This is a genomic window from Mesorhizobium sp. P160187 (assembly GCF_057766425.1).
The window spans coordinates 1,209,001-1,221,680 of sequence record NZ_JBYMDX010000003.1 but is presented as its reverse complement, the minus strand read 5'-3'; the positions used below and the strand labels follow the sequence as shown (position 1 = coordinate 1,221,680).

General features: G+C 63.4%; 12 protein-coding genes and 1 tRNA gene. 8 read left to right on the top strand and 5 right to left on the bottom strand.

All coding sequences use genetic code 11. The features are described 5' to 3' along the window. Positions 1-98: 98 nt before the first annotated feature. The 3 genes from AC3CCE_RS09235 to tkt form a co-directional block, all read right to left on the bottom strand. Positions 99-1,985, bottom strand: coding sequence for a potassium/proton antiporter (locus AC3CCE_RS09235; RefSeq protein WP_352623604.1), 1,887 nt, complete (start codon positions 1,983-1,985; stop codon positions 99-101). Positions 1,986-2,191: 206 nt separating this feature from the next. Beyond that, positions 2,192-3,202 (bottom strand): type I glyceraldehyde-3-phosphate dehydrogenase, encoded by a 1,011-nt coding sequence (gap, locus tag AC3CCE_RS09230; RefSeq protein ID WP_352623602.1) that lies wholly within the window; start codon positions 3,200-3,202, stop codon positions 2,192-2,194. A 155-nt stretch (positions 3,203-3,357) separates the two neighbouring features. Then, positions 3,358-5,349 carry a transketolase gene (tkt, locus tag AC3CCE_RS09225; RefSeq protein ID WP_352623600.1) on the bottom strand — a complete coding sequence of 664 codons (1,992 nt, stop codon included), beginning with the start codon at positions 5,347-5,349 and terminating at the stop codon, positions 3,358-3,360. A gap of 272 nt (positions 5,350-5,621) precedes the next feature. Between tkt and AC3CCE_RS09220 the strand changes: the two genes are divergently transcribed. The 4 genes from AC3CCE_RS09220 (at position 5,622) to AC3CCE_RS09205 (ending at position 8,140) form a co-directional block, all read left to right on the top strand. Further along, complete coding sequence (locus AC3CCE_RS09220) at positions 5,622-5,894, top strand: DUF4164 domain-containing protein (RefSeq protein WP_023670128.1); 273 nt, start codon at positions 5,622-5,624, stop codon at positions 5,892-5,894. A gap of 12 nt (positions 5,895-5,906) precedes the next feature. Further along, positions 5,907-6,272, top strand: a complete 366-nt coding sequence (locus tag AC3CCE_RS09215; protein WP_023735225.1) for a cell division protein ZapA — start codon at positions 5,907-5,909, stop codon at positions 6,270-6,272. 190 nt (positions 6,273-6,462) lie between these two features. Beyond that, positions 6,463-7,122 (top strand): peroxiredoxin, encoded by a 660-nt coding sequence (locus tag AC3CCE_RS09210; RefSeq protein WP_023727298.1) that lies wholly within the window; start codon positions 6,463-6,465, stop codon positions 7,120-7,122. A gap of 145 nt (positions 7,123-7,267) precedes the next feature. Next, positions 7,268-8,140, top strand: a complete 873-nt coding sequence (locus tag AC3CCE_RS09205) for an MBL fold metallo-hydrolase (protein ID WP_352623597.1) — start codon at positions 7,268-7,270, stop codon at positions 8,138-8,140. Positions 8,141-8,290: 150 nt separating this feature from the next. On the opposite strand, the gene rpoH is transcribed toward AC3CCE_RS09205, so the two are convergent. Together rpoH and AC3CCE_RS09195 are read right to left on the bottom strand one after the other, a co-directional pair. Continuing rightward, positions 8,291-9,202: an RNA polymerase sigma factor RpoH gene (gene rpoH, locus AC3CCE_RS09200; protein ID WP_023670124.1), complete on the bottom strand. Its 912-nt coding sequence runs from the start codon at positions 9,200-9,202 to the stop codon at positions 8,291-8,293. Positions 9,203-9,446: 244 nt separating this feature from the next. Further along, positions 9,447-10,505, bottom strand: a complete 1,059-nt coding sequence (locus tag AC3CCE_RS09195) for an RluA family pseudouridine synthase (RefSeq protein ID WP_352623595.1) — start codon at positions 10,503-10,505, stop codon at positions 9,447-9,449. Between the two features lie 25 nt (positions 10,506-10,530). Here AC3CCE_RS09195 and AC3CCE_RS09190 point away from each other — a divergent pair, with 25 nt between their 5' ends. The 4 genes from AC3CCE_RS09190 to AC3CCE_RS09175 all read left to right on the top strand — a co-directional run bounded on the left by AC3CCE_RS09190 (position 10,531) and on the right by AC3CCE_RS09175 (position 12,671). Further along, positions 10,531-10,911: a hypothetical protein gene (locus AC3CCE_RS09190; RefSeq protein WP_023690093.1), complete on the top strand. Its 381-nt coding sequence runs from the start codon at positions 10,531-10,533 to the stop codon at positions 10,909-10,911. A 13-nt stretch (positions 10,912-10,924) separates the two neighbouring features. Then, positions 10,925-11,332 (top strand): VOC family protein, encoded by a 408-nt coding sequence (locus tag AC3CCE_RS09185; protein WP_352522072.1) that lies wholly within the window; start codon positions 10,925-10,927, stop codon positions 11,330-11,332. Between the two features lie 92 nt (positions 11,333-11,424). After that, positions 11,425-11,499: transfer RNA gene (locus AC3CCE_RS09180), tRNA-Glu, on the top strand. A 590-nt stretch (positions 11,500-12,089) separates the two neighbouring features. Beyond that, a complete protein-coding gene (locus AC3CCE_RS09175; protein WP_023711666.1) occupies positions 12,090-12,671 on the top strand; it encodes a VOC family protein in 582 nt (193 codons plus the stop codon). Positions 12,672-12,680 lie beyond the last annotated feature (9 nt).

Below are 12,680 nucleotides of genomic sequence, written 5' to 3'. Positions count from 1 at the left end.
TGACGATGCAAGGCTTGAGCCGGGGTGCGAGCTAAATTTTGAGATCAAGGCGAAGGCTGTCGTGATGATGCGGGACGTCAGCGTGAACCGATCGCTTGTCAGCCTTCGGTCGTTATCTTTTCCGCCGTCGGCTCAAGGGCCTTCTCATTGGCTGTCGCCTCTGCAGTCTGCGTCTCGGTCGGCTTGCGCCAGTTGCGGATGAAGGCGAAGACACGATCGCCGATCTCGCCGGCGCTCAGGAACACCGGAACCCGCGCCACCGGCGCGGTCGGCTCGAAGGAGAGGCCGAGACCGGTGATCTTGCCCTTGTCGTCGACGTCGCGGACGATCAATTCGATCGGGCCGATCAGCACCCGGTCGGCATATTCGGCATGGCCGCCGAGCCGCGCCGTCACCAGCGCGCCGACGGTGAGCTTCTGCTCGGCTTCGCTCAATCCCGGAGTGTATGCGGCCTCGAGCTCTGCGGCCGAGCGGGCGGGATCGACGGCAAAGGCGCCGAAGAAGTCGGCATCCTCGGGGTCGACTACGGCGCGGCTGGCAAACAGCTTGTCAAGCAGGCGCGGATAGCGGTCGGGCACGAAGATGTAGACCTGGTCGCCGGCCGCGAGCCGGCCCATATCCTGGAAACGCATCGAGCGGCCGTCGCGCAGCACCAGCGAGGGCCGTGCCCAGCGCGGGATGCGCTCGCCGCGCGCCACCGGGCTGCCGGGCGCGACGCGGTAGGCGAGCAGTTCGTGATGGGCGGAGCCCGGCAGTTCGAGTTCGACCTTGTCGAGCGGCCCGAGTCTCGCCGGCACGATCAGGCCGAGCCGGCGCGCCAGCGGACCGACCGACCAGCCCTGCACCACCAGCGATACCAGCACGATGATGAAGGCGACGTTGAAGATGGTGCGGCCGTTCTCCAGTCCGCCGAGCAGTGGGGTGATGGCAAGCAGGATGGACACGGCGCCGCGCAGGCCGACCCAGGAGACGAAGGCGATCTCGGGACGCGGCAGGCGGAACGGGATCAGGCAGAGCCAGACGGCGACAGGGCGCGCGACAAACATCAGGAACAGGCCGAGCAGCACCGCCGGCACCATGATCGCCGGAAACTGCGAGGGTGTCGCGAACAGGCCGAGGATCAGGAACATGATGATCTGTGCCAGCCACGACATGCCGTCCTGGAAGCGCTTCAGGATGGTGACGGCGCGGATGTCGGAGTTGCCGGCAATCAGCCCGGCGAGATAGACCGCCAGGAAGCCCGAGCCGCCAATGGCGCCGGCGGCGGCGAACACCATCAGTGACAGGGTCAGCACGAAGATCGGCAGCAAGCCATGGTCGAGGTTGAGCCGGTCGACGAGGCGCACGATGCCGAGCCCGCCAAGCACGCCGACGACGGCGCCGAGCCCCATATTGAGCAGGAAGCCGAGGATCAGGTCGGTGACCAGCACATGGGCCTCGGGATTGGCGTGGGCGGCGATGATCTCGACCAGCGTGATGGTCAGGAAGATGGCGATGGGGTCGTTGGTGCCGGATTCGACTTCGAGCGTGGCGCGCACGCGCTCGCGCAGATTGATTTCGCCGGCGCGCAGCAGGAAAAACACCGCAGCCGCATCGGTCGAGGCGACGGCAGCTCCAAGCAGGAAGGATTCCAGCCAGCTGAGGTCGAGCAGGTAATAGGCGGCTGCCCCGAACAGGCCAGTGGTCAGGATTACGCCGAAAGTTGCCAGCGACAGCGCCGGCCCGGCCGCCTGGCGCAGCGCGTTGAGCGGCGTGCCGAAACCGGAATCGAACAGGATGACCGCCAAGGCCAGTGAGCCGGCAAAGTAGGCCACCCGCGCATTGTCGAATTCGATACCGAGACCATCGACGCCGCTGGCCAGGCCGATGCAAAGGAACAAGAGCAGAAGGGGGGCGCCGAAGCGAAAGGCGATCAGGCTCGAGAACGCGGCGGCGACGACTAGCGCTGTGCCGACCAGCGTGACGAGATAGATCGCATGCTCCATCCGTGATTTGCCCCTCGAATTCCTCTGCCTCTCCGATTTACGGGAGAGTGGGGCGAAGGCATGGCCAGTGCAAGGCGGGAGGGCGGCTTTTTGCCCTATGCCGCTGATTTTCCGGCATTTGGCGGCTCAGGGCGCATTACAGGACGATCCAACGAAAAACGCCCGGACAAAGCCGGGCGTTTGAGTTGCGAGAAGAGAGCCTGCGATCAGGCGATGGTCTTGCCGAAGGCGACCGAAGTGTCGGCCATGCGGTTGGAGAAGCCCCACTCATTGTCGTACCAGGACAGCACCGAAACGAAGTTGCCGTCCATGACCTTGGTCTGGTCGAGCGCCATGATCGAGGAGCGCGGGTCATGGTTGAAGTCGATCGACACATTCGGGTGATGGGTGACGCCGAGAATGCCCTTGAGCTTGCCGTTGGAGGCGGCGATCACGGCTTCGTTGATCTCCTGCACGGTGGTGGCGCGCTTGGCGATGAACTTGAAGTCGACAACCGAGACGTTGGGGGTCGGCACGCGGATCGAGATGCCGTCGAGCTTGCCCTTGAGGTCGGGCAGCACCAGGCCGATCGCCTTGGCCGCACCGGTCGAGGTCGGGATCTGCGACAGGGCAGCCGCGCGGCCGCGGTAGAGATCCTTGTGCATGGTGTCCAGCGTCGGCTGGTCGCCGGTGTAGGAGTGGATCGTCGTCATCATGCCCTTTTCGATGCCGACTGTCTCGTGCAGCACTGCGGCCAGCGGCGCCAGGCAGTTGGTGGTGCAGGACGCATTCGAGATGACGATGTGGTCCTTGGTCAGCTTGTCGTGGTTGATGCCGTAGACGACGGTGAGGTCGGCACCTTCGGCAGGCGCGGAGACGACGACGCGCTTGGCGCCAGCAGTCAAATGCGCGGCAGCCTTGTCGCGGGCGGTGAAGATGCCGGTGCATTCGAGCGCGATGTCGATGCCGAGTTCCTTCCACGGCAGTTGCGCCGGGTCCTTGATCGCGGTGACCTTGAAGGTCTCCTTGCCGACGGTGATCTGGTCGCCCGAGACCGACACTTCATGCGGGAAGCGGCCGTGCACGCTGTCATAGCGCAGCAGATGCGCGTTGGTCTCGACCGGGCCGAGGTCGTTGACGGCGACGACGTCGATGTCCTTGCGGCCGGATTCATGGATGGCGCGCAGGATGTTGCGGCCGATGCGGCCAAATCCGTTGATGGCAACTCTGACGGTCATTTTACTCTCCCTGGGAGCTGGAGGCGGCAGATGGGTCCGCAGCTTCATAGCGGCGGATGGCACAAGAATCCAGCCGCAGAAGGCCGAATTTAAATCGATTAGGTTGGTCCAGCCCCGCGAATCCGCCTCGGAGGTGCGCGGGACTGACCCTGATCTTACTTGCCGTGCAGGCGGGCTTCCGCTGCCTTGGCCGCGGCTTCGGCGGTGATGCCGAAATGCGGGTAGAGCTGCTCGATGGTGCCGGAAGCGCCGAAGCCCGTCATGCCGATGAAGATGCCGTCGGAGCCGATCAGGTGATCCCAGCCCTGGCGGATGCCGGCCTCGATCGCCATCTTGATCGGCGCGTTGCCGATCGTCTCCTTGCGATAGGCGTCGCTCTGCTGGTCGAACAGTTCGAAGCAAGGCACCGAGACGACGCGGGTCGGGTGACCGTGCTTTTCCAGGAGGTCTCGGGCGCCGAGAGCGATCTCGACCTCGGAGCCGGTGGCGAAGATCGTCACCGCCGCTTCGCCGCTCGCCGCGGCCAGCTCATAGGCGCCCTGGCTCGAGAGGTTCCTGGCCGAGTGCTCGGTGCGCACCGTCGGCAGGTTCTGGCGGGTCAGCGCCAGGGTGGACGGGGTCTTTTCCGATTCAATGGCGATCTGCCAGCATTCGGCGGTTTCCACGGCGTCGGCCGGGCGAAAGACATTGTGGTTGGGGATGGCGCGGAGCGCCGCCAGGTGCTCGACCGGCTGGTGGGTCGGGCCGTCTTCGCCCAGACCGATCGAATCATGGGTCATGACGAAGATCGAGCGGATGCCCATCAGCGACGCCAGCCGCATCGACGGACGGGCATAGTCGGAGAAGCACATGAAGGTGCCACCATAGGCGATGAGGCCGCCATGCAGCGTCAGGCCGTTGAGGGCGGCCGCCATGCCATGCTCGCGGATGCCGTAGTGGGCATAGCGCTGGCCGTAATCGTCCGGCGTGATGTTCTTGGTCTGGCTGGTCTTGGTGTTGTTGGAGCCCGTCAGGTCGGCAGAGCCGCCGATGGTCTCGGGCACGGCGCCGTTGATGACTTCCAGCGCCATTTCCGACGATTTGCGGGTGGCGACCTTCGGCTTGTCGGCCGACAGCTTCTTCTTGTAGTCGGCAATGACGGCATCGAAATTCGACGGCAGCTTGCCGGCGAGGCGGCGCTCGAACTCGGCCTTCAGCTCGGGCTTGGCCTTGGCGAGCCGGCCTTCCCAGTCGGTGCGCGGCTTGACGCCGGCCTTGCCGGCGGTGCGCCAGGCGTCGAGAATGTCGGCCGGAATTTCGAAGGGCGGGGAGTCCCAGTTGAAGAATTTCCGCGCGCCGGCGATCTCGTCGGCGCCGAGCGGTGAGCCATGCGCCTTGTTGGTGCCGGCCTTGGTCGGGGCGCCGAAGCCGATGGTCGTCTTGCAGGCAATCATCGTCGGCTTGTCGGAATGGCGGGCGGCTTCGATGGCGTAGGCGATTGCCTCGGGGTCGGTGCCGTCAATGTGGCTGGCGTTCCAGCCCGAGGCCTGGAAGCGGGCGACCTGGTCGGTGTTGTCTGCAAGCGAAACCGGACCGTCGATCGAGATGTTGTTGTTGTCCCAGAAGACGATCAGCTTCTTGAGCTTGAGGTGCCCGGCCAGCGCGATGGCTTCCTGGGAAACACCTTCCATCAGGCAGCCGTCGCCGGCCAGCACATAGGTGTAGTGGTCGACGAGGTCGTTGCCGAAGGCGGCGTTCATGATGCGCTCGCCGAGCGCGAAGCCGACCGAATTGGCGAGACCCTGGCCGAGCGGGCCGGTCGTCGTCTCGATGCCGGTGGCATGGCCGTATTCGGGATGGCCGGCAGTCTTGGAACCCAGCTGGCGGAAATGCTTGATCTGGTCGAGGGTCATGTCCTCGTAACCGGTCAGATGCAGCAGCGAGTAGAGCAGCATCGAACCATGGCCGGCCGACAGGATGAAGCGGTCGCGGTCCGGCCAATGGGGGTTCTTCGGATCATATTTCAGAAAGCGGGTGAACAGCACTGTGGCGATGTCGGCGCAGCCCATGGGCAGGCCGGGATGGCCGGACTGGGACTTCTCGACGGCGTCCATGGAGAGAAAACGGATCGCATTGGCCATCCGGTCATGTTGTTCACGCGACGTCATGGTACCTCCGGGTGGGGATTTGTGGGCTTGGCAGAGCCCAGGAAAGAGTGCGCGACACATAGCAGCCACGGGCTTTTAGTCAACAAATCGGCTGCACATTTGCCGGTCTTGTGATGGCTTTGAGACCTTATGGGGCGACCTACATTAGCGTTAGCGGGGGACAGTCGCGAGAGCTTTGTTGACGTTGCCTTCACCCGGTGCCTAATGTTTCCTTGTTAACGCGTTCTGAACGCGAAGCGATTCGGTGATGGGCAGGGCACAGGACGAAGGCCATGACCGGCGAAACCACACTCAAGGAAGTCATCCACAGGCTGGGCAAGGCCATCGAGGGGCTGGAAAACGCCGTCGCGGCCAAGCTCGAGCACGAGCGCGACTATTCCGAAGCCGAGGCTGAGGTGCAGCGCATGAACGCCGACCGTTCACGGCTGGCGCAGGAACTCGACAATTCCGAAGCCCGCGCCGAACGGCTGGAAGATGCCAACAAGGAAGTTTCGCGCCGCTTGGTGACCGCCATGGAAACCATCCGCGCGGTGCTGGACAGGTAGGAGCTGCAGGCCATGGCACAGGTCACGGTTTCCATCGACGGCAAGCAGTATCGCATGGCTTGCGACGAGGGTCAGGAAGAGCACCTGATCGACCTCGCCGAGCGGTTCGACCGTTATGTCTCGCATCTGAAGGATTCGTTCGGCGAGATCGGCGACCAGCGGCTGACGGTGATGGCCGGCATCATGGTGATGGACGAGCTTTCGGAGCTGCAGAAGCGGGTCAAGGGCATGGAGGCCGAAGTGCAGACGCTGCGCAAGACGCGCGACGAAGCGCTGACCAAGGCCGACAAGAACGACACCGTGCTGACCAGCGCGCTCGGCGCGCTCGCCCAGCGCATGGAAGACCTGGCCACGTCGCTGGCGGTCAACAAGGCCTGAGCCTTTCCCGCACAAACGAAAGATTGTCGGCCCAACGTCGGTCCGTAGAACGAAAGTGCTCGTTCCGTCGCCAATAATAGTTTCCTATTGTCCTGCAGCCGCGATTTTTGCGCTAAGATGCGGCAATGCCGGAGCGTTGACGCCGTCCACGGCCGCTCCTGACGAAATCTGTTGCTGGGGAAATAATGCCATGAGCCTTCGTATCAACGACATCGCGCCTGACTTCACCGCCGAGACCACGCAAGGGCCGATCAAGTTTCATGACTGGATCGGCGACGGCTGGGCGATCCTGTTCAGCCATCCGAAGAATTTCACCCCGGTCTGCACCACCGAGCTGGGCACGATGGCGGGGCTCGAAGGCGAGTTCAAGAAGCGCAACGTCAAGGTCATCGGCATTTCCGTCGATCCCGTTGCGAGCCACGACAAGTGGCAGGCCGACATCAAGACGGCGACCGGCCAGACGGTGAACTACCCGCTGATCGGCGACAAGGATCTCAAGGTGGCCAAGCTTTATGACATGCTGCCGGCGGGCGCCGGCGAGACGTCGGAAGGCCGCACGCCGGCCGACAACGCCACGGTGCGCTCGGTCTATGTCGTCGGGCCGGACAAGAAGATCAAGCTGGTGCTGACTTACCCAATGACGACGGGCCGCAACTTCGACGAGATCCTGCGCGCGGTCGATTCCATGCAGCTGACCGCCAAGCACCAGGTGGCGACGCCGGCCAACTGGAAGCAGGGCGAGGATGTGATCATCACCGCCGCGGTTTCGAACGAAGATGCGGTCAAGCGTTTTGGCGCTTTCGAGACGATCCTGCCCTATCTCAGGAAGACCAAGCAGCCGTCAGCCTAGGTTTTCTCCGTCGGAGCTATTTGGGGCTTCAGTCCTATTTGTGGCAAGGCGTGCTTGACCGGCGCGCTTTGCCAGATGACCATGCTCTTGTTCAACCCGACGGAGAAAACGGTTCCTGTCGGGCAAGGGGCAGGGGGGCCGGACATTGGACATCGCTTCGGCCAAACCTGAGGTCGCCGGGTTCTACGACAAGCCGACCGGCGCCATCCAGTATGTCGTCACCGACCCGGTGACGAGACGCTGCGCCGTCATCGACCCGATCCTCGATTTCGACGAAAAATCCGGCGCGACGGCGACGAAGAATGCCGACGCCTTGCTGGATTTTATCCGCGAAAACGGGCTGGAGCTCGAGTGGATCCTGGACACCCATCCGCATGCCGATCATTTCTCGGCGGCGCACTATCTCCGGGAAAAGACCGGCGCGCCGACGGCGATCGGCGACAGGATCATCGAAGTCCAGGCGCTGTGGAAGGCGATCTACAACTGGCCGGATTTCCCCGCAGACGGCTCGCAGTGGGACCGGCTGTTTGGGGAAGGCGAAACGTTCATGATCGGCAACCTGCCGGTCAAGGTGCTGTTCTCGCCCGGCCACACGCTCGCCTCGATCACCTATGTCATCGGCGACGCCGCCTTCGTCCACGACACGCTGTTCATGCCCGACAGCGGCTCGGCAAGGACGGACTTTCCCGGCGGCAGTGCGGCGCGGCTGTGGCATTCGATTGAGGGCATTCTGGCGCTGCCGGACGATACGCGCGTGTTCGTCGGCCACGACTATCAGGCCGGCGGCCGCGAGCCGTGCTGGGAGAGCACGGTCGCCGAGCAGAGGGCAAAGAATATCCACCTCGTTGCGGCGCGCAGCGAAGCCGAGTTCGTCGCCTTGCGCGAAGCGCGCGACAAGACACTGCCGATGCCGCGGTTGATCCTGCAAGCGCTGCAGGTCAACATGAATGGTGGACGGCTGCCGGAACCGGAGGCCAATGGGAGGCGGTATCTGAAGTTTCCGCTTGATGGGCTTTGAGAGGGCAGTTGGCGAAGCTGCCGATCTCCCCCGCAAGGGGGGAGATTGGATGTCAAGAATGCTTTCGCCAATCGCCAGCGTAAGCGTAAGACATAAAAAAGGCGGCGCCGGTTTCCCGACGCCGCCTTCTGTTCTTAGCCGAACCCGGCTTTACGCCGCCGGCTGCGCCTCGATCGTGCGCAGCGCCTGCATCTGGCGCTTGGCGGCGGCCTTGACCGCGTCCTGCACCTTCTCGAAGGCGCGCACCTCGATCTGGCGCACGCGCTCGCGGCTGATGTCGAACTCGGACGACAGCTCTTCCAGCGTCAGTGGCTCCTCGGCGAGGCGGCGGGCCTCGAAGATGCGCCGCTCACGATCGTTGAGCACGGCCAGAGCGCCCGACAGCATGCCGCGGCGGTTTTCCAGCTCGTCCTGCTCGATCAGCATGTCTTCCTGGCTTTCGTGGTCATCGACCAGCCAGTCCTGCCATTCGCCGGATTCACCCTCGCTGGCGCGGATCGGCGCGTTCAGCGACGCGTCGCCCGACAGGCGGCGGTTCATCGACACGACTTCGGCTTCCGACACGTTCAGCCTGGTGGCGATCTCGGTGATCTGGTCGGGCTTGAGGTCGCCATCGTCCAGCGCCTGGATCTTGCCCTTCACCTTGCGCAGGTTGAAGAACAGGCGCTTCTGATTGGCGGTCGTGCCCATCTTGACCAGGCTCCACGAGCGCAGGATGTACTCCTGGATCGAGGCCTTGATCCACCACATGGCGTAGGTCGCGAGGCGGAAGCCACGCTCGGGTTCGAATTTCTTGACGGCCTGCATCAGGCCGACATTGCCTTCCGAGATCACTTCGCCGATCGGCAGGCCGTAGCCGCGATAGCCCATGGCGATCTTGGCAACAAGCCGAAGATGGCTGGTGACGAGCTTGTGCGCAGCGGAAGTGTCTTCATGCTCGGCGTAGCGCTTGGCGAGCATGTACTCTTCCTGCGGCTGAAGCATCGGAAAGCGGCGGATTTCTTCCAGGTAGCGGCTGAGGCCGCCTTCGCCGGAAACAATACTGGGTAGTGACTGGGCCATGATTGCGCCCCCTCTCTATTGGAGTGATGCCCCCGAAACGCGGCGGGCATGTGACGCGAGCACCAAAAGGCTCGCCCGCGACAACTGATTTATATAGGAACAAAACCAGAAAAGACAGGCATTTGTTCAACACGAAACAGTGTGTCACGCTGAAGTGAACAATGCTGCTCAGGTTTTAGCTGGCTTGTTTAGACGCAATTCCGGACGGAAAACCGTTTCACACTTTTCCTGGAATTGCTCGGGTTCAGAGCTTGCGGAAGCCGCCGACGAGTTCCTCCATGTCCCCCGGCATCGGCGCCTCGAACCTCATCGATAAATGGGTAGCCGGGTGCCGAAATGCAAGGAGCCAGGCATGCAAAGCCTGCCTGGAAAATGCCTTGACCTGACCCTTCAGCAGTTCGGGCAGCCGGTTGGCCTTGGTGCGGAAGGCCTGGCCGTAATCGGGGTCACCGATGACGGGATGGCCGATATGAGCCATGTGAACGCGGATCTGGTGGGTGCGGCCGGTTTCCAGCCGGCATTCGACCAGGCTGGCGGTGGCGAACGCCTGCTGGCCCTCGCCGAAACGCTCCTTGACGGTGAAATGGGTCACGGCGTGGCGGGCATCGTCACGGCCTTCCGGCACGACGGCGCGGCGCACGCGGTCGGCGGCACGGCCAAGCGGCGCGTCGACCGTTCCGGTCGGCCGTGGAGGGATGCCCCAAACCAGCGCCAAATAAGCACGTTCGAGGTCGCCGGTGCGGCCGTGGTCGGCAAAGGCCTCCGACAGCGCCTTGTGGGCGCGGTCGGTCTTAGCCACCACCATGACGCCGCTGGTTTCCTTGTCCAGCCGATGGACGATGCCCGGCCGCCTGACGCCGCCAATGCCTGAAAGACTGTCGCCGCAGTGGTGGATCAGGGCATTGACCAGCGTGCCGGTCCAGTTGCCGGCGCCGGGATGGACGACGAGGCCGGCCGGCTTGTTGATGACGATCAGCTCGTCGTCCTCATAAAGCACGTCGAGCGCGATGGCCTCGCCTTGCGGTTCGGCCGGTTCCGGCTCGGGCATGACGACCGATACGCGCTCGCCGGCACTCATCTTGCGCTTGGTCTCGTCGACCGGCTTGCCGTCGATCGAAACGGCACCTTGCCGGATCAGCATCTGCACCCGGCTGCGCGACATGTCAGGCCCGAGGGCGCTCGCCAGCCACTGGTCGAGGCGCTGGCCGGCCGCTTCCGCGCCGGCTTCGAGCACGGTCGGCGCCGCCTCTATGAATTGTCCAGCCTCTATCAATTCAGGGGTCTCTTCGTTATGAGCGCTCATCGAAAAAGTTCCGGAAAGTTCTGCCATGGCCCGGCCCGTTGCCGATGAAGAAGAAAAGCCGCTCGATCCCGAGATCGAAAAGGTGCGCGGCAGGCTCATCCGCTTCATGGCCATCAATCTCGGCCTGCTTTTGCTGGCCCTTATGGTGGTGATCGCGGCCATTGTCTACAAATCGCGCAAGGCGCCGCCCGCGAACCCGCCGCTCGCCAACGACATTCCAGTTCCGCCCGGCGAGCCGCTCGCGGCCGACATAGTGCTCCCGGTCGGAGCCAAGGTGATCAGCCAGGCTCTGTCGGGCAATCGCATTTCGATCGACGCCGAGCTCAGCGACGGCAGCCGCACCATCTTCGTCTACGACATCGCCGAGCGCCGTATCATCGGCCGCTTCGCCATCCGCAACAAATAGCCGGGCCGAAACTATGACCGGGTTTGCCGAACATCGCCGCATCGCAACCATCACGCTCGTCGTCGCCGACTATGACGAGGCGATCGCCTGGTATGTCGGCAAGCTTGGCTTTGTCCTCTGCGACGACATCGAGCTCGGCGACGGCAAGCGCTGGGTGACGGTAACGCCGGCGGTCGGGCAAGGGCCCCGGCTGCTTCTGGCGGAAGCATTGGACGATGTGCAGAAGAGCCGCGTCGGCGACCAGACCGGAGGCCGCGTGGTTTTGTTTCTCGAAACCGATGATTTTGACAGTGACCATGCGACCATGCTGGAAAACGGCGTCGACTTCCACGAAACGCCACGCCATGAGCCTTACGGTACAGTGGCGGTTTTCGCCGATCTCTACGGCAATCTGTGGGACCTGATCGAGCCGAAACGCTAGGTTCGCGAAGCGACATTACACAGAAGCGGTCCGGCCGTTCCAAGCCCAGTTGCTTTTTCCAAACCGTCAGCCTATATCGCCGGTTCTTGAACGCGCCCATCGTCTAGCGGTCAGGACACCGCCCTCTCACGGCGGGAACAGGGGTTCGATTCCCCTTGGGCGTACCAAGCAACGACTTTCCTTCCGCATCATCGAAAATTTCGGGCAGCAGCCGCGCGGATCGCGTGTGACCGCGAGGGTCGGCGCATCAGCGAAATTCGGCAAGTCCGCGCACCCGAATACACCCAATTTAAGTCAGGCCGCGACGCTTGAAAGCGTAGCGATCTCTGTTACTTGCGGTGCGGGGATAGCATCTGCGGCAACGCGGATTTGGTTTGGCATAGCAGGCATGAATTCGGCAAAAATGATATGCCCGTGCTGTCACGGCAGCGGGCAGGTTTTCGATTGCTTGAAATGGCGTGAGTCGAAAGGGCATTGCTGCCCGCAAGGCACGCACCGGGCCGGCTGTCCCGGGCAGACGATGGCATGCGCCGAATGCGCGGGCCTGGGAACGCTGGCGGAAGCCGATCTCAGAGCCGTTGCATAGCCTCAGGTCATGCAACTCAAACCCCTTTCACCATCCAGCGCCGGCAGTCTCCGCGAGCTTCTGGCGCGGCGCTGCCAATTGCACTAGCATCATGTACGAAGCCTCGCCAAAGGGCGTTGCGGCGCGCAAGACGCCGGGGAACATAGGCGAGGGTCGGCGAGGAGGAGACCGATGCAAAAACTGCAGTCGCAGGGCGTCCATCACATCACCCTCGTCGGCGCCGGGCGCCAGACTTCGATCGATTTCTGGGAGGGCGTGCTCGGCATGCCGTTCATCTTCGAGCAGCCCAACCTCGACAAGCCAAGCGAAAGTCATCTCTATTTCGATCCCGGCGACGGCAGGTTGATCACCGTCTTCACCGACGAGAGCCGCACGCCGGTCAAGCGGCGCACGCCCACCGAACCGGGCTGCGTCCATCATATTGCGTTCTCGGTGTCGCGCGTGACCTTCCTGCAGGCGGTCGCCCGGCTCGACGAGCGCGCCATCAAGCACAGCGGCGTCAAGGATCGCGGCTTCATGGATTCGATCTATTTCGAGGATCCGCTCGGCCTTCTGATCGAGCTGGCGTCCTACCGCTTCGAGCCGCCGGCCGGCTTCACCCATGCCGACGTCTTGATGCAGGCGCACAAGCTGCGCGTTGCGCGCGGCGACTACAACATCGCCGAAGTGCACCTTGCCGACGCGATCCAGACGCTGGTCGAACGGTCGCGCGCGACCTTGTCGGACGACCGGACGCCGAAGAATCCATACTGACGGCCAGCA